General features: G+C 31.7%; 17 protein-coding genes. All 17 read left to right on the top strand.

Features of this window, described 5'->3' with window-relative positions; genetic code table 11:
* Nucleotides 1-500: 500 nt before the first annotated feature.
* On the top strand, nt 501-1,070 hold the full coding sequence (gene fapR, locus LQ693_RS05735; protein ID WP_025905295.1) for a transcription factor FapR: 570 nt from the start codon (nt 501-503) through the stop codon (nt 1,068-1,070).
* Complete coding sequence (plsX, locus tag LQ693_RS05730; RefSeq protein ID WP_107565446.1) at nt 1,063-2,049, top strand: phosphate acyltransferase PlsX; 987 nt, start codon at nt 1,063-1,065, stop codon at nt 2,047-2,049. Before fapR ends, plsX begins: the two co-directional genes overlap by 8 nt.
* Nucleotides 2,042-2,962, top strand: coding sequence for an ACP S-malonyltransferase (gene fabD, locus LQ693_RS05725; protein ID WP_191836751.1), 921 nt, complete (start codon nt 2,042-2,044; stop codon nt 2,960-2,962). Before plsX ends, fabD begins: the two co-directional genes overlap by 8 nt.
* Complete coding sequence (gene fabG, locus LQ693_RS05720) at nt 2,962-3,699, top strand: 3-oxoacyl-[acyl-carrier-protein] reductase (protein WP_048542526.1); 738 nt, start codon at nt 2,962-2,964, stop codon at nt 3,697-3,699. Before fabD ends, fabG begins: the two co-directional genes overlap by 1 nt.
* 87 nt (nt 3,700-3,786) lie before the next feature.
* Nucleotides 3,787-4,020 (top strand): acyl carrier protein, encoded by a 234-nt coding sequence (locus LQ693_RS05715; protein WP_017000113.1) that lies wholly within the window; start codon nt 3,787-3,789, stop codon nt 4,018-4,020.
* A 403-nt stretch (nt 4,021-4,423) separates the two neighbouring features.
* Nucleotides 4,424-6,583 carry a bifunctional glycosyltransferase/CDP-glycerol:glycerophosphate glycerophosphotransferase gene (locus tag LQ693_RS05710; RefSeq protein WP_198052055.1) on the top strand — a complete coding sequence of 720 codons (2,160 nt, stop codon included), beginning with the start codon at nt 4,424-4,426 and terminating at the stop codon, nt 6,581-6,583.
* A gap of 203 nt (nt 6,584-6,786) precedes the next feature.
* On the top strand, nt 6,787-7,410 hold the full coding sequence (locus LQ693_RS05705) for a CHAP domain-containing protein (protein WP_025905299.1): 624 nt from the start codon (nt 6,787-6,789) through the stop codon (nt 7,408-7,410).
* A 167-nt stretch (nt 7,411-7,577) separates the two neighbouring features.
* The gene (gene rnc, locus LQ693_RS05700) at nt 7,578-8,297 is read left to right on the top strand and encodes a ribonuclease III (RefSeq protein WP_037587752.1); all 720 of its coding nucleotides are present in this window, start codon (nt 7,578-7,580) and stop codon (nt 8,295-8,297) included.
* Between the two features lie 10 nt (nt 8,298-8,307).
* On the top strand, nt 8,308-11,874 hold the full coding sequence (gene smc, locus LQ693_RS05695; protein ID WP_239702984.1) for a chromosome segregation protein SMC: 3,567 nt from the start codon (nt 8,308-8,310) through the stop codon (nt 11,872-11,874).
* Nucleotides 11,871-13,043: a signal recognition particle-docking protein FtsY gene (gene ftsY / locus LQ693_RS05690; protein ID WP_037587754.1), complete on the top strand. Its 1,173-nt coding sequence runs from the start codon at nt 11,871-11,873 to the stop codon at nt 13,041-13,043. Before smc ends, ftsY begins: the two co-directional genes overlap by 4 nt.
* Nucleotides 13,030-13,365, top strand: coding sequence for a putative DNA-binding protein (locus tag LQ693_RS05685; protein WP_025905303.1), 336 nt, complete (start codon nt 13,030-13,032; stop codon nt 13,363-13,365). The genes ftsY and LQ693_RS05685 overlap by 14 nt, the downstream gene beginning before the upstream one ends.
* A gap of 12 nt (nt 13,366-13,377) precedes the next feature.
* Nucleotides 13,378-14,742: a signal recognition particle protein gene (ffh, locus tag LQ693_RS05680; RefSeq protein ID WP_239702983.1), complete on the top strand. Its 1,365-nt coding sequence runs from the start codon at nt 13,378-13,380 to the stop codon at nt 14,740-14,742.
* Nucleotides 14,743-14,934: 192 nt separating this feature from the next.
* On the top strand, nt 14,935-15,210 hold the full coding sequence (rpsP, locus tag LQ693_RS05675; protein WP_016910739.1) for a 30S ribosomal protein S16: 276 nt from the start codon (nt 14,935-14,937) through the stop codon (nt 15,208-15,210).
* A 13-nt stretch (nt 15,211-15,223) separates the two neighbouring features.
* Entirely contained in the window at nt 15,224-15,451 is a 228-nt protein-coding gene (locus LQ693_RS05670; protein WP_025905305.1) for a KH domain-containing protein, read from the top strand.
* A 65-nt stretch (nt 15,452-15,516) separates the two neighbouring features.
* Entirely contained in the window at nt 15,517-16,017 is a 501-nt protein-coding gene (gene rimM / locus LQ693_RS05665; protein ID WP_239702982.1) for a ribosome maturation factor RimM, read from the top strand.
* Nucleotides 16,017-16,745, top strand: a complete 729-nt coding sequence (trmD, locus tag LQ693_RS05660) for a tRNA (guanosine(37)-N1)-methyltransferase TrmD (protein WP_239702981.1) — start codon at nt 16,017-16,019, stop codon at nt 16,743-16,745. Before rimM ends, trmD begins: the two co-directional genes overlap by 1 nt.
* Before the next feature lie 123 nt (nt 16,746-16,868).
* Nucleotides 16,869-17,219 (top strand): 50S ribosomal protein L19, encoded by a 351-nt coding sequence (gene rplS, locus LQ693_RS05655; protein ID WP_025905308.1) that lies wholly within the window; start codon nt 16,869-16,871, stop codon nt 17,217-17,219.
* Nucleotides 17,220-17,246: the final 27 nt, after the last annotated feature.

The following is a 17,246-nucleotide window of genomic DNA, read 5'->3' as shown; positions in this document are numbered from 1 at the left end:
TTTATTTTGAATTTAAAATCATATTTTTTCCTCATAAGAATGCACCCCAATAATTTGATTTGTTTAGGTCAAATATTTGGGTTCACATCAGAAATCGTCTAAGTCGTAGCTTAACGCCTACATAAAGCCAAGAGATCGCTCAAGTCATAGCTTAAGTCCCAAATAAAGCCAAGAGATAGCTCAAGTCGTAGCTTAAGTCCTAAATTAAGCCAAGAGATTGCTTAAGCCTCAGCTCGCAATCGCCAACACCTAAACTCGCACCCAAAATAAGTCCAACCTCCTACCCAAATCCATAATCACCCCCCAAAAAAATTCACTCATTCCACCTTGTCTTCACATCTTATTATTTAAGTCTTATGACCAAATTTTTAAATTTCGCTCTTTTTTATTGTATAATTTGTTGAGTATATTGTTATACCCATGTTAGTATAAGTAAGGTAGGTCATGATAGCAGGTGCTAATTTTAGCTATAAGTACATAATAGAATGGATTTGGATGAAATGAAATTATCAAAAGCAGATCGCCAGAGGGAATTAACAAATCGTTTGAAAGCTGAACCTTTCATAACTGACGAAACTTTAAGTGAATATTTTAAAGTAAGCATCCAAACTATTAGACTAGATAGAATGGAGCTAGGTATTCCAGAATTAAGACGCCGCATCAAAGATGTAGCAACACAAAATCATGATGAAATTAAATCATTACCCATTGAAGATGTCATTGGGGAAATTATAGATATTGAATTAGATAAATCAGCAATATCTATTATAGATATTAAGGAAGAACATGTTTTTACACGTAATGGTATTGCTAGAGGACACTATTTATTTGCCCAAGCTAACTCATTATGTGTAGCATTGATTAATGATGAATTAGCATTAACAACTAAGAGTAATGTTCAATTCAAAAAATCAGTAAAACTAAATGAAAGAGTCATTGCTAAAGCTACTGTGATTCATAAATCGAAACATATAGCTAAAGTAGATGTCACAAGCACTGTTCATGGAGAAACTGTTTTCCAAGGACAATTTGAAATGTATTATTCGAGCGAGGGTGAAAATAATGGTTAAGATTGCGATAGATATGATGGGCGGAGATGACGCGCCAGGTATCGTAATAGAAGCGGTTAAACAAGCAGTTAATGATTTTCCAGATTTAGAGATTTTGTTATATGGTGATGAAAAACAATTTGATTACAAACATGATCGTATTACTTTTTATCATACTGATGAAAAGATAACAATGGATGACGAACCTGTTAGATCAATTAAGAAAAAGAAAAATGCTTCAATGGTTTTAATGGCGAATGCTGTTAAAGAAGGTAAAGCAGAAGCATGTGTATCAGCTGGTAATACAGGTGCACTTATGAGTAGTGGATTATTTATTGTCGGCAGAATAAAAGGTATTGAAAGACCTGCATTAGTTGCAACTTTCCCAACTGTGACAGGTAAAGGATTTGTATTTTTAGATATTGGTGCAAACTCAGATGCTAAACCTGAACATCTTGTGCAATATGCTAAAATGGGCGAAATTTATGCCAAACAAATTAGAAGTATTGAAAAACCTTCATTGGCACTTTTAAATATTGGTACTGAAGAAACAAAAGGTAATGCTTTGATGAAAAAGACTTATCAATTACTTAAAGAAGAACAATTTGATAACTTTATTGGAAATGTTGAAGCAAAATCTTTATTGTTAGATGCATGTGATGTCGTTGTATCAGATGGTTATAACGGTAACATGGTGTTAAAAACAATCGAAGGTACAGCAACAGGTATATTTAAAATGTTGAAAGAAGCGATGACTGCTTCAACTAAAAATAAACTTGCTGCACTTACTTTGAAAAAAGATATTAAAAAAATCAGCAATAAAATGGACTATGCAGAATACGGTGGTTCAGTACTATTAGGATTAAATGGTGTTGTTGTTAAAGCACACGGATCATCAGATCAACGTGCATTCTATAATGCAATTAAACAAGCTAAGCTAGCTGCAGATACTAAAATAGTAGATAAAATGAAGAAAGCAGTAGGTGAAATAAATGGGTAAAGTTGCAATCATGTTCCCTGGTCAAGGGTCACAAAAAGTAGGGATGGCAGAAGATTTATATCAAGAAGAAATTAATGCAACATCAATTTTAGAAAGAGCAAATGAATCTTTATCATTTGATTTACTTGAAATTATGTTTAAAGATCCAGAAGAAATTCTTGGATTAACTGAATATACACAACCAGCACTATTAACACATAGTTCAGCTTTAATGAATGCTTTAAAAGATTTAAATTATGACTACGCATTAGGACATAGTTTAGGTGAATATTCAGCATTAGTATCAGAAGGTGTATTAAAGTTTGAAGATGCCGTTCAAATCGTACATAAACGTGGTACATTAATGTCTGAAGCTTTTCCACAAGGTGTAGGTTCTATGGCAGCGGTACTAGGTTTAGATATTGAAAAAGTGCGAGAAATCTGTGAACAATTATCAACAGAGGACAAACTTATTGAACCAGCAAACATCAATTGCCCAGGTCAAATCGTTGTATCTGGTCATGCAGAACTCATTGATAAACTTGCAGCAGAAGGTAAATCACTAGGTGCTAAACGTGTTATGCCTTTAAAAGTTTCAGGTCCATTTCATTCTTCAATGATGAAAACTATAGCAGATGATTTTGAAAACTACATTAATCAATTTGAGTGGAATGATGCTGAACACCCAATTGTACAAAATGTATATGCTAAACCTGAAACAGATCATGAAGTTATTAAAGCGAACATGGTTAAACAATTATTCTCACCAGTTGAATTCAGTCAATCTGTTGAGTATTTAATTGATCAAGGTGTAGATCACTTTATCGAAGTCGGTCCTAACAAAGTATTATCTGGCTTAGTTAAAAAAATTAGTCGTGATGTTAAAATAACATCAATTCAAACAATTGATGATATTAAAGGATGGAATGAATAATGACAAAAACAGCTATCGTTACAGGTGCTTCTAGAGGTATTGGTCGTAAAATTGCATTAGAACTTGGTAAAGAAGGTTACAATGTAGTTGTGAACTATGCAGGAAATAAAGAAAAAGCAGAAGAAGTCGTTTCTGAAATTAAATCATTTGGTGTAGAATCATTTGCATTTCAAGCAAACGTAAGTGAGCAAGATGAAGTAAAAGCTATGATTAAAGAAACAACATCTCAATTTGGTACTATTGATGTATTAGTTAATAATGCAGGTATTACTAGAGACAATTTATTGATGCGTATGAAACAAGACGAATGGGATGACGTAATCAATACAAACTTAAAAGGTGTATTTAACTGTGTTCAAGCAGTAACTAGACCAATGTTAAAACAAAAATCTGGTCGCATCATTAACTTATCAAGTGTTGTAGGATCATTAGGAAACGCAGGACAAGTGAACTATGTAGCAACTAAATCAGGTGTTGAAGGTATGACAAGAACATTTGCTAGAGAATTAGCATCTAGAGGCATTACTTGTAATGCAGTTGCACCAGGATTTATCGTATCAGATATGACAGATCAATTATCTGATGAATTAAAAGAACAAATGAAGTCACAAATTCCACTTGCACGATTTGGTGAAGATAGTGACATTGCACATACAGTAGCATTTCTTGCAAGTGATAAAGCAAGCTATATTACTGGCCAAACAATTCACGTTAATGGCGGAATGTATATGCAATAATAACTACTTTTATAGTAGAATAGGATAGTAAGAGAAATTGAATTTCTTATTATATAAGATTTAAATCATATAAAGGAGGTGAATGGAATGGCAAGTTTCGACAAAGTTAAAGACATTATTGTAGATCGTCTAGGTGTAGACGCTGAAAAAGTAACGCCTGAAGCTTCATTTAAAGATGATTTAGGTGCTGATTCTTTAGATATCGCAGAATTAGTAATGGAATTAGAAGATGAATTTGATATGGAAATTCCTGATGAGGAAGCAGAAAAAATCAACACAGTTGGTGACGCTGTAAAATATATTGAATCATTAGAAAAATAATTCAAATAATGAAAGTCCGTATACCAATGGTTACGGGCTTTTTATTATGCTTTTTTATAGAAGATGTAAAATCTATATTTTTAGTGTTTTAATAGTTTTGGAAAATTTAACAATAATTCAAATAAGTAAATGGATAATTAATTCAGTTTAAGATTTTTGTTTATTAATATTGCCAAATAGTATTAAGGAGCTATAATAATATAATGTAAAATTAATATTTAAAACTCAATATTAGCCATTCTCCTAATAATACATTGATTTATTCTTTAGATATTGAAATAAATGCCTTAGGTAGTACTTTTATTTGAGTACTAAAAAAGAATGACTAAAGTCGTCATAAAAAATTTGAGTACGCATTATATTTTTATATTAATTATATTAAAAAACTTTAAGGAGAAATATCATGAATGAATTAACAATTATCATTACTTATTATAATAAAGAAAATTATATACTTGATTGTATTGGTAGTATTAAAAACCAAAGAAATCAAAACTTTGATTTAATCATAGTTAATGATGGATCAACAGACTCTTCTAATAGATTAGTTAATGAAGCGATAAATAATTATGATAAAAATGTAAATCACATTAATTTAGATAGAAATTATGGGCACGCCTATGCTAGAAATATTGCTTTAGAAAATGTTGAAACAAAATATTTTATGTTTTTAGATGCTGATGACCAACTTGCAAGCTATTCAGTTGAGTATTACTTATCTAAAATCAATGGATTAGACGGCTTAATTGGGCCAATAAATAAATTCTCATTAAAAAAACCTCAATATGTAAATAAAGATAAAATTAGAATTGACTACTTAACTAAAGGTAATAATCCTAATTCCTTTTTAAGAAAAAATACAGTTTGTAATATTTTATTTAAAACATCTATTGTCAAAGCGCACAACATTAGATTTAATGAAGATTTAAAAATATATATCGATACTTCATTTACACTTGAATATATTAAATACGTAGAGAGGTTTGTAAGGTTACGTAATTTTCCTTTCTATTTTAGAGGTGAAATTTATGATCCATTTGAAGGTAATACTTTAAGTGATCAAGATTTCATTTTTACATTCGAGGATTACGTTAATAGTTATCTTGATTCCATTAAAAGAACGGATAATAAAGATATTCTTAACTTTTTATCTCAAAAAATGAAACTTGAAATTAAAAAAGGGTTCGACCCATCTTTGAGAGATATAAATATAAGATATAGTGTCCTTGCACAACCTTTAATTAAAATTGTTAAAAGACTAAAATGGAACATTATAAAAGATGGGAAAATACTCTACAAATTAGAACTATTATTCTTATCTATGAATGACATTGAAAATGCTAAATATATAAATAATATTAGAAGTGTAAGTAGACATGTAAAAAATATAGTTCAGAATAATAAAATGAAGAATAGATCAAAATATCAACTATTAGATAAAGAAGAAGCTGTTAATAATGAAACTATCGTTTTTGAGTCTTTCGGTGGTAAAAATTATAGTGATAGTCCTAAATATATTTATGAATATATGCAAAAACATTATCCTAAATTAAACTATATATGGGTGTTTAAAAATCCTAATCAAAATGTCATAACTGGTAATGCAGTAAAGGTTAAAAAAGGATCTAAAGAATATTATGATGCATACTCAAAAGCTAAATTCTGGGTTACGAATGCAAGGTTACCACTGTATTTAAATAAAAAAGATAACCAAATTTACATTCAAACATGGCACGGAACACCATTAAAACGTTTGGCTAATGATATGAAGATAGTAAGAATGCCAGGAACAACTACACCTAAATATAAAAAGAATTTCTACGCTGAAACATCAAGATGGGATTATTTAATTTCTCCTAATAGGTACTCAACGAACATTTTTAAAACGGCATTTTGGATGGATGAGAATAGAACTTTAGAAATAGGATATCCTCGGAATGATATATTAGTTAATAGAAGTAATGATCAAGAATATATAGAAAAACTGAAAAAAGAATTAAACATACCAAAAGGTAAGAAAATTATTATGTACGCTCCGACATGGAGAGATGATGAATTTGTTAAAAAAGGTAAATATTTATTCGATTTAAAAATAAATTTAGAAAACCTACAAAAAGAATTAGGTGATGAATTTGTCATTTTACTAAGAATGCATTATTTAATTTCAAATGCACTAGATTTAAGTGGATATGAAGATTTTGCAATCGACGTATCTAATTATAATGATATATCCGAATTATATTTAATATCTGATGCACTCATTACAGATTATTCTTCAGTCATGTTTGACTTTGGTATTCTAAAAAGACCACAATATTTCTTTGCTTATGATATTGAGAAATATGATAAAGGTTTGAGAGGATTTTATATGGATTATATGAATGATTTACCTGGAGAAATTATTACAGATGAGTTTAAATTAGCTGAGGAATTAAAAGATATTGATAAACATAAAGAAAAATATAAAGATAAAATAGAAAGGTTTTACGATAAATTCTGTTCTATAGAAAAAGGTCAATCTTCTAAAATTATTGGAGATTTTATATATGATAAGACAAAGTAAAAATATCCCCGCCATAATTGGTGGGGCATTTTTATGTCGCAACAAGTGTTATCATGAATTTTAATAAAATAGAGAGGGAGATTAGTGGTCTTTTTGTAATCAATACTTAATCTTTATAACCTATCCAGTATACTTTATATATGATAAAATGTTTTAATATATTATTTAAGAATATATATAATACATATTTTTTAGGGGGATGTATGAAGATTAAAAGCAAATTATTGTTAGCTATTGCATTTACGAGCTTGACTGCATTGAATTTGAATTTGCATGCTGACGCTAAGGATGGCGGCGGTAGTGATACATCTAAAGATAAGACACCTAAGATACAGAACGTAGAGGTTGAACATAGAGATTATGATAAAAAATCAAGCAAGGTCCAAAAAGAAGTTGCGAAATCTTCAACGGCTGCCATGAATTATGTTTATTCATTGGAAGGTAAGGGTTGGGATTTTGATGGCTACTACGGTTGGCAATGTTTTGATTTAGTGAATTATTATTGGAATTATTTATATGGTCACGGTTTACATGGTGACTATGCAAAAGATATTCCAACTGCTAATAATTTTAGTGGTGAAGCAACAGTGTACAAAAACACACCATCATTTGTAGCACAGCCTGGAGATGTTGTTGTATTTAATGAAGATTTCGGATCAGGTGCTGGACATACAGCAATTGTGTTAAACGGTAATGCAGATGGTAACGTCATGCAATTTACAAGTTTAGATCAAAATTGGTATGGTGGCGGCGCTGACAAGACAGAAGTTGCGCAACGTATAACGCATGATTATGAAACTGAAATGTGGTTTATAAGACCAAATTAAGCAATCCATGATGGTTACATAAGATAATATAAACGTCTGAACAAAGCAATTTGTTCAGGCGTTTTATATATTGTGTCAATGGATATTGTCGTTTATGATAATATTCTTTTTTTTTTATGAAATATAACGTAAAATAGATAGGAAACATAATATTAGGGAGGACAGGCATGGTTAAAAATAAAGCACAAATCATAGCACAATTTAAAGCTCAATTCGATGTGTTTATGAAAGACATAAATATCGAATTTGAACAATATGATATTTATGTTCAAGCATTCTCGCATTCAAGTTTTATTAACGACTTTAAATTAGATAAATTAAGTCATAATGAACGTTTAGAGTTCTTAGGAGACGCGGTGTTAGAATTGACGGTGTCACAGTTTTTATTTAAGAAATTTCCATTACTTCCAGAAGGTAAGCTCACTAAACTGCGCGCATCAATTGTATGTGAACCATCACTTGTAACATTTGCAATGAGTTTAAATATGAACGAATTACTTTTACTTGGTAAAGGTGAAGAAAAAACAGGCGGTCGTGAACGTCCATCATTAATCGCCGATGCATTCGAATCATTTATTGGTGCATTGTATTTAGATAAAGGACTTGAAATTGTAGAGCAATTTTTAGAAAAAGTCGTATTTCCACATGTCGTTGATGAAAATTATACAGCGAATCGTGATTATAAAACAGAATTGCAGGAATTTATGCATCGTCATAATAAAGGCAATATTACGTATCATTTATTAGATGAAAGTGGTCCAGCACATCACAAGATGTTTACTTCTGAAGTACTATTAAATGGCAAACCTTTAGAAACAGGAAAAGGTAGAACGAAAAAAGAATCAGAACAAAATGCTGCTAAAAAAGCGTTGAATAATGGTCAATAAGGGGTAGTTTATGGTTTATTTAAAATCAATAGATGCATATGGATTTAAATCTTTTGCTGAACATACACATGTAGACTTTGATAATGGCGTAACAGCTATTGTAGGCCCAAATGGTAGTGGTAAAAGTAATATTACGGATGCTATAAAATGGGTGCTCGGTGAGCAATCAGCAAAAAGTTTACGTGGATCTAAGATGGAAGATGTTATCTTTAACGGGTCGAAAGAACGTAAAAAGTGCCAATATGCAGAAGTAAAATTAACATTGGATAATCATTCAAGAAAATTGAATATAGATGAAGATACAATAACAGTTGAACGCCGCTTATATAGAAATGGTGACAGTGAATATTATTTAAATAAAGAACGAACACGCTTAAAATCAGTTCTTGATCTATTTTTAGATTCAGGTCTTGGTAAAGAAGCTTTTAGTATTATATCTCAAGGTAAAGTTGATGAAGTCTTAAATGCTAAGCCTAGTGATAGAAGATATCTCATAGAAGAAGCAGCTGGCGTATTAAAATATAAAAAACGTAAAAAAGAAGCAACGCAAAAATTAGACGAAACAGAACAAAATTTAAATCGTGTTGAAGACATTGTATTCGATTTAGAAGCTAGAGTTGAGCCTCTAAGAGAAGAAGCTGCCATTGCTGAAGAGTATATTGCTTTAAAAGAAGAAATGAAAAAGAGTGATATTACTGTAACGGTATATGATATTGAAAGTTTAAATAAAGATTTTAAAAAGCTTGAACAAGAAATTGAGCATTTTCAATATCAAAAAGAACAAAAAACAAATGAATTAGACGCTATGACTTTTGAATTAAATGAAAAGAAAAAATCGAGAGATCATATTTCAAATCAAATTCAAAATGATAACAAGGCATTGGTTGAAGCGACTGAATCATTAGAAAGATTTACTGGTCAATTAGAAGTCTTAAAAGAACGTCAAAAAAATAGTGATGCGACAAATGAAAGACTTGAAGAAGAAAAGCAAGCTTCTCAAACGAGAATTAACAAAATTACTGAACAAATTAAAGAAATAGATGCAGAACTAAAAGAATTTAAAGATAGATATCAAGTATTAGTGCAAGAAATTAATGGACTTGAAGGTCAATTATCGAATCAAGAAGGTACATTTGAAGAGAAAATTGAACAACTGAAAGATCGTTATTATCAACTAATGACAGAGCAATCAGACATTAATAATGATATTAGATTTTTAGAAGACAAATTAGCAACACATCAAGAAAAACAATCAAGATTAGATGGCAGACAAAAAGAAGTATACGAAGAACTTCAACGCGTTTGGGAAGATAAATCTTCATATACCGAAAAGCTACAATCTGTTGAAAAAGAACTTCAAGAAACAACTGAAAAATATAAAGCTGACCATAAGTTGTTAAAAAGTAAAGAGCAAGCATATAAAGATATGGAATCAAAACTGTATCAAGCGTATCGTTATACAGAACAAATGAAGACACGTATTAATACGTTAAAGAGTATGCAAGATGAATACTCTGGATTTTATTCTGGTGTTAAACATGTGCTGAAAGAAAAGTCACTCAATGGTATAGAAGGTGCAGTTGCTGAAATTATCGATACACCTTCGAAATTGACAACAGCTATTGAAATAGCGCTAGGGGCTTCTTTGCAACACATTATTGTACAAGAAGAGAAAGATGCGCGATTAGCGATTAAATATTTAAAAGATAAAAAGCTAGGTCGTGCTACATTTTTACCGATGAATGTGGTAAAAAAACGATTTATACCACAATCTGTTATCGAGCAAATTAATGATCAACAAGGCTTCATTACAGTAGCTTCTGAAGGTGTTAAATATGATGAGAAATATCGAAATATTGTAGAGCATTTGTTAGGTAGTACAATTATTGCTAAAGATTTAGAAACTGCCAATCAGCTTGCGAGGTTAATTCAGTTCAAGCATAGAATCGTAACACTTGAAGGCGATGTGATTACGCCAGGCGGTGCTATGACTGGTGGTGGCAAAGAGAAGAAAGCAAGTTTGTTATCACAAAAAGATGAACTGAAAACGACTGAAGATAAGTATCAGAACTTTATGCAACAAACAACTCAAATTGAGGAGAATGTTAAAGCATTAAAACAAGAAGTTCAAAATATCGAACAGTCCTTAACTGAAACACAAGAAAAAGGTACTGAATTACGAGCTAAAGAGCATGAGGTAACATTACAATTAGATGCAGTATTAGCTAAAGAAAAACGATTAAAAGACGAAAATGAAACGTTCGAATTTGAAAAAAATGATGGCTATAACTTTGTGAAAGGTCAAGAAACATTACAAGAAAAGCAAAATAAACTTGTAACGATTAAACAAGACATAGAGAAAATTGATAACGAAATCAATCAATTAAATGCATCTCTTTCACACAGTAAAGATAGCGAAAAAACAATTCAAAATACATTAAATGAAAAGCGTTCAAATCTTGCAGTTGAAAAAGAACGAAATCGTTTGAAAGAACAAGACAAAAAACGACTTAAAGAAGATTTAAACGAATATGAACATACGTTAACTAAGATTAATGATCAAATTGAATTAATCAATTCTGATGATTATATGGGTAGCGGTCAATTTGAAAAAGTCGAAAGTCAAATTCAACTATTTACAGCTAAAAAGCAAGAAATAGAAACGAAAATGATGGATGATCAAGATAAATATAAATCTATTCAAGAAGAAATTGAGCAAATAGAGCGCGATACGCAATCTATGCATCAAAGCATTTCTGGTTTAGAAACAGGCTTACAAGATATGGTGAGTAAGCACTCGAAAATAGATATTATGATTGAGCATCAATTGACACACTTAAATGAAACGTATCAATTAACTTTTGAAAAAGCACAATCATTGTATGAAATGCCAGAAGATATTTCAGAAGCAAGAAAAACTGTTAAATTAACGAAAATGTCTATAGATGAACTTGGACATGTAAATTTAAATGCGATTGAACAATTTAAAGAAGTTAATGAAAGATATACTTTCTTAAGTGATCAAAGAACAGATTTATTAGAAGCAAAAGAAACATTAGAACAAGTCATATTAGAAATGGATGGCGAAGTATCGACTAGATTTAAAGAAACATTTGATGAAGTGAATCATCATTTTGGAAATGTGTTTAAATCACTTTTCAATGGTGGACGTGCTGAGTTACAACTTACAGACAAAGATATTTTAGATGCGGGTGTTGAAATTGTCGTACAACCTCCAGGGAAGAACAGACAATACTTATCACTACTTAGTGGTGGGGAACGTGCGTTATCTGCCATTAGTTTACTCTTTGCGATATTAAAAGCACGTACAGCGCCTTTTGTAATTCTAGATGAAGTTGAAGCTGCATTAGATGAACAAAATGTCATAAGATATGCAGAATATTTAGATCAGCTCAAATCAGAAACTCAATTTATCGTCATTACACATAGAAAAGGTACAATGTCATACGCGGATAGCTTATATGGTGTTACAATGCAAGAAGCGGGCATTTCTAAACTTGTGAGTGTTAACTTAAAATCAATTAAAGAAGAAGAATTGGAGGCATTACAATCATGAGTTTTTTTAAACGATTAAAGGATAGATTCTCTCCTAGTGAAGAAAAAAACAAAGAGATTGAAAACCAAGAAGAACAACCAGTCCAAGACTTAGAACCTGAGTCTAATGAAAAGGAAAATCCAGAGGCGATTCAGTTTGACGATGGCTTAATGTCATTAGATGAGTTTGAAGAATGGGAATCAGAACAACTTGGTGCTAAGTTCAAACAAGGATTAGAAAAATCTAGAGAGAACTTCCAAAATAAATTAAATGATTTATTAGCAGTGTATCGTAAAGTTGACGAAGATTTCTTTGAAGCATTAGAAGAAATGTTAATTCAAGCAGATGTTGGATTTAACACAGTTATGGAACTTGTTGATGAATTACGTATGGAAGCTAAACGCCAAAATATTAGTGAAACATCTGAATTAAGAGAAGTCATCGTTGAAAAAATAGTCGAAATTTATGTACAAGATGATGAAGATATTGATCGAATGAATATTGAAAATGACCGATTAAATGTTATATTAATGGTTGGTGTTAATGGTGTTGGTAAAACGACGACAATCGGTAAATTAGCACACCGTTATAAACAAGAAGGTAAAAAAGTTATGTTAGCAGCTGGAGATACTTTCCGTGCAGGTGCTATAGAGCAGTTAAAAGTTTGGGGAGAACGGGTTGGCGTAGAAGTTATTAGTCAAAAAGAAGGTTCTGACCCAGCAGCAGTTATGTATGATGCAGTAAATGCTGCTAAAAATAGAGGTGCTGATATTTTAATTTGTGATACTGCAGGACGATTACAAAATAAAGCAAACTTAATGAATGAATTACAAAAAGTTAGAAAAGTTATTGATCGTAACGTACCTGGCGCACCTCACGAAGTGTTATTAGCATTAGATGCGACAACTGGACAAAATGCATTATCACAAGCTAAGTCATTTAAAGAAGTGACACAAGTTACAGGTATCGTATTAACGAAACTTGACGGAACAGCAAAAGGTGGTATCGTGTTAGCGATACGAAATGAATTACAAATTCCAGTTAAATTTGTAGGACTCGGTGAAAAACTTGATGACTTACAACCATTTGATGCAGAAAGCTATGTTTATGGATTATTTGCAGACATGATAGATGCAAATGAGTCTGTTGAAAATACTACTGAAGAAGCTGATCAAAATGACGGAAAATAATGAACTTATAAAAACAATGAGAATGAATTACTTATTTGATTTTTATCAAGGTTTATTAACTGAAAAGCAACGCAATTATTTAGAGTTATATTATTTACAAGATTATGCACTTAGTGAAATTGCAGAGACATTTCATGTGAGTCGACAAGCAGTATATGATAATATAAAACGAACAGATGAATTATTAGAAGAGTATGAAACGAAATTACAACTCTTTAAAAAATTTAAAGAAAGACAATCTATTATTGATGAATTAAAAAGATTGTCAGGAGATAATCAAGAACTTAATCAGGCGATTGAACGCTTAGAAATTCTTGAATAGGAGGAGAAATTTATGGCATTTGAAGGGTTATCCGAAAGACTTCAAGCCACGATGCAACGCATCAAAGGTAAGGGTAAAGTTACAGAGTCAGATATTAAAGCAATGATGCGTGAAGTACGATTAGCATTATTAGAAGCAGACGTTAACTTTAAAGTTGTTAAATCTTTTGTAAACACAGTATCTGAACGCGCATTAGGTGCAGATGTTATGCAATCTTTAACACCTGGACAACAAGTCATCAAGATTGTTCAAGATGAATTAACAACTTTAATGGGTGGAGAAAATAGTAAAATTAACATGAGCAGTAAACCACCTACTGTTGTGATGATGGTCGGTTTACAAGGTGCAGGTAAAACAACAACTGCAGGTAAATTAGCATTATTAATGAGAAAAAAATACAACAAAAAGCCATTACTTGTTGCATGTGATATTTATAGACCAGCTGCGATTCAACAATTACAAACAGTTGGTAAACAAATCGATATACCAGTATATACAGAAGGCGATCAAATAAGTCCGAAACAAATTACTGAGAATGCGTTGAAATATGCGCGTGAAGAACATTTAGACTTTGTTATTATCGATACAGCAGGTCGTCTGCATATTGATGAAGCATTAATGAATGAACTTGTAGACGTTAAAGAAGTATCTAAACCAGATGAAATTATGCTTGTTGTAGACTCTATGACAGGTCAAGATGCTGTAAATGTTGCAGAATCATTTGATAATACATTAGATGTAACAGGTGTTACGTTGACTAAATTAGATGGTGATACACGTGGTGGTGCAGCACTTTCAATCCGTTCTGTTACTGAAAAGCCAATTAAATTTATTGGTATGAGTGAAAAGCTAGATGGACTTGAGTTGTTCCATCCAGAACGTATGGCATCTAGAATTTTAGGTATGGGTGACGTATTAAGTTTAATTGAAAAAGCCCAACAAGGTGTCGATGAAGAAAAAGCTAAAGAATTAGAAAAGAAAATGAGAACATCTTCATTTACGTTTGATGATTTCTTAGAACAATTAGAACAAGTTAAAGGTTTAGGTTCGTTAGATGATCTGATGAATATGATTCCAGGTGCAAACAAAATGAAAGGCATGAAAAATGCTAACATGGATCCTAAACAAATCGATAATGTTCAAGCGATTATCCGTTCTATGACTTTAGAAGAAAGAAATAATCCTGACATTTTAAATGTTTCTAGAAAACGTCGTATTGCTAAAGGTTCAGGTCGTTCTTTACAAGAAGTAAATAGATTGATCAAACAATTTGGCGACATGAAGAAAATGATGAAACAATTTACAGGAAGCAATAAAAAAGGTAAAAAAGGTAAACGTGGCGGAAATCCATTCCAAGGCATGAACTTACCATTCTAATAGTAGCGTGACGCATCTATAATATAGAGCAAAGTTATGGCAGCTATCTTTAAGTGATAATGCCAGCTTTGCTCTCTTATTTTGCATGAAATTTAAATTGGTAAAGAGAAAACACTTTACAAACAATTTATATCCTGTTATAGTATTTACTTGTAGAAAAGAAATTATAAATGAGTAAGGAGTTTTTTAAACATGGCAGTTAAAATTCGTTTAACACGTAAAGGGTCAAAAAGAAACCCATTCTATCGTATAGTAGTAGCAGATGCACGTTCTCCACGTGATGGTCGTATTATCGAACCAATCGGTACTTACAATCCAGTTGCTAAACCAGAAGCAGAAATCAAAGTTGACGAAGAGTTAGCTTTAAAATGGTTAGCTGATGGTGCAAAACCTACTGATACAGTTCGTGATATCTTATCAACTCAAGGTATCATGGAGAAATTCCATAATTCTAAACTTTCTAAGTAAAGCGTAGATTATATTGGAAAAATTAATACAAACAATTATAGTACCGCTCGTAGATTATCCGGAGAACATCAATATATCTAAAGATGAACAAGATTCTAGCATTACGTTCAATATAGACGTTCATGAAGAAGACATTGGCAGAATTATTGGTAAGAAGGGCAGAATGATTAAAGCAATTCGTACAATTGTGTCTGGTTCAATGAACGAGCAAGGCAAGAAAGTGTTTGTAGAAGTTAATTAAGAGTACCTAATTGGTGCTCTTTTTTATGTTAATAATGAAAGAAACAATTGAGGAGGCTCAGCTCAATGAATGTTGAAATAGGCAAAATTGTTAATACACATGGTATTAAAGGTGAAGTGAAAGTATTATCAGATTCTGACTTTACCGATGAACGATTTCAAAAAGGTCAACTTATTACAGTTAAGAAAAAAAATGAATCATTTTCATTTACTATAGCATCACATAGAATTCATAAGAATTTTCATCTATTAACGTTTGAAGGTATTCATAACATCAATGATATCGAACATTTAAAAGGTTCTAAAATTTATCAAGAACAATCAAATGAAGCGATTGAACTTGAAGAGAATGAATACTATTATTCAGATATTATTGGTTGTACAGTATTTGTTGAAGAAAAAGCGTTAGGTAGAGTAATTGAAATTATGGAAACAGGTGCGAACGATGTATGGGTCGTTAAGGGAGATAAAGAATATTTAATTCCTTATATTGAAGATGTTGTTAAACATGTTGATGTTGATCTGAAGACTATTAAAATTGAACCATTAGAAGGTTTATTAGACTGATGAAGATTGATTACTTAACACTGTTTCCAGAAATGTATGAAGGTGTACTCAATCATTCCATAATGAAACGAGCACAAGATAAAGAAATTGTTCAATTTAATACTGTGAATTTTAGAGATTTTGCGAACAATAAACATTCACAAGTTGATGATTATCCTTATGGTGGCGGACAAGGTATGGTCCTTAAACCAGAACCTGTATTCAATGCGCTTCGTTCATTAGATAAAGATGAAAACACGCGTGTGATTTTAATGTGTCCACAAGGTGAGCCATTCACACAAGCGAAAGCGGAGTCTTTATCAGAAAGCGATCATATTATTTTTATTTGTGGTCATTATGAAGGCTATGATGAGCGTATTAGAGAACATTGTGTAACGGATGAAATTTCAATTGGGGACTTTGTATTAACAGGTGGCGAACTTGCGAGCATGACAATGACAGATGCAATCGTAAGACTAATACCAGGTGTTCTTGGTAATCAAGTATCACATGAAGATGATTCATTTTCATCTGGATTATTAGAACATCCTCAGTACACAAGACCAGCAGATTATGAAGGCTTAAAAGTACCAGATGTATTATTATCTGGGAATCATGCCAACATTGAAAAATGGAGACATGAACAATCATTGTTAAGAACACAACAGAGAAGACCAGATTTGTTAGATAGTTATCCATTAACAGAAGCGGATAAACGTTTCTTAAATGATAACAAAAAAATAGATTGAATCAACTTGTGCAATGTGATATATTAATATAAGTGTGTGAGCACAAATTCACTATGATCCGCTGCTAGCATTTATATGAAACAATTACATTGGGCAAGAACATAGTCAGAAGGAGAGAATATAATGAGTAATAATAAGTTAATCGAAGCAGTAACAAAAGACCAATTACGTACGGATATTCCAACATTCCGTGCTGGTGACACTTTAACTGTACACGTACGTATCGTTGAAGGTAGCCGCGAACGTATCCAAGTGTTCGAAGGTGTAGTTATTAAACGTCGTGGTGGCGGAATTTCTGAAACGTTTACAGTTCGTAAAATTTCTTACGGTGTTGGTGTTGAGCGTACATTCCCTGTACACACTCCAAAAATCGAGAAAATCGAAGTTAAACGTCGCGGTAAAGTACGTCGTGCGAAACTTTACTACTTACGTAGCCTACGTGGTAAAGCTGCTCGTATTAAAGAAATTAGATAATATAAACCTTGGCATTGCTTGCTAAGC

It is taken from the genome of Mammaliicoccus sp. B-M6 (assembly GCF_022386965.1).
GTDB lineage: Bacteria > Bacillota > Bacilli > Staphylococcales > Staphylococcaceae > Mammaliicoccus > Mammaliicoccus sciuri_A.
The sequence above is the reverse complement of the archived record's forward strand: the minus strand, read 5'-3'. Positions and strand labels throughout refer to the sequence as shown.

Excerpts from the sequence above, each read along its gene's own strand:
- fapR (WP_025905295.1), top strand. The coding sequence starts at position 501 with ATGAAATTATCAAAAGCAGATCGCCAGAGGGAATTAACAAATCGTTTG.
- plsX (WP_107565446.1), top strand. The coding sequence starts at position 1,063 with ATGGTTAAGATTGCGATAGATATGATGGGCGGAGATGACGCGCCAGGT.
- fabD (WP_191836751.1), top strand. The coding sequence starts at position 2,042 with ATGGGTAAAGTTGCAATCATGTTCCCTGGTCAAGGGTCACAAAAAGTA.
- fabG (WP_048542526.1), top strand. The coding sequence starts at position 2,962 with ATGACAAAAACAGCTATCGTTACAGGTGCTTCTAGAGGTATTGGTCGT.
- LQ693_RS05715 (WP_017000113.1), top strand. The coding sequence starts at position 3,787 with ATGGCAAGTTTCGACAAAGTTAAAGACATTATTGTAGATCGTCTAGGT.
- LQ693_RS05710 (WP_198052055.1), top strand. The coding sequence starts at position 4,424 with ATGAATGAATTAACAATTATCATTACTTATTATAATAAAGAAAATTAT.
- LQ693_RS05705 (WP_025905299.1), top strand. The coding sequence starts at position 6,787 with ATGAAGATTAAAAGCAAATTATTGTTAGCTATTGCATTTACGAGCTTG.
- rnc (WP_037587752.1), top strand. The coding sequence starts at position 7,578 with ATGGTTAAAAATAAAGCACAAATCATAGCACAATTTAAAGCTCAATTC.
- smc (WP_239702984.1), top strand. The coding sequence starts at position 8,308 with ATGGTTTATTTAAAATCAATAGATGCATATGGATTTAAATCTTTTGCT.
- ftsY (WP_037587754.1), top strand. The coding sequence starts at position 11,871 with ATGAGTTTTTTTAAACGATTAAAGGATAGATTCTCTCCTAGTGAAGAA.
- LQ693_RS05685 (WP_025905303.1), top strand. The coding sequence starts at position 13,030 with ATGACGGAAAATAATGAACTTATAAAAACAATGAGAATGAATTACTTA.
- ffh (WP_239702983.1), top strand. The coding sequence starts at position 13,378 with ATGGCATTTGAAGGGTTATCCGAAAGACTTCAAGCCACGATGCAACGC.
- rpsP (WP_016910739.1), top strand. The coding sequence starts at position 14,935 with ATGGCAGTTAAAATTCGTTTAACACGTAAAGGGTCAAAAAGAAACCCA.
- rimM (WP_239702982.1), top strand. The coding sequence starts at position 15,517 with ATGAATGTTGAAATAGGCAAAATTGTTAATACACATGGTATTAAAGGT.
- trmD (WP_239702981.1), top strand. The coding sequence starts at position 16,017 with ATGAAGATTGATTACTTAACACTGTTTCCAGAAATGTATGAAGGTGTA.
- rplS (WP_025905308.1), top strand. The coding sequence starts at position 16,869 with ATGAGTAATAATAAGTTAATCGAAGCAGTAACAAAAGACCAATTACGT.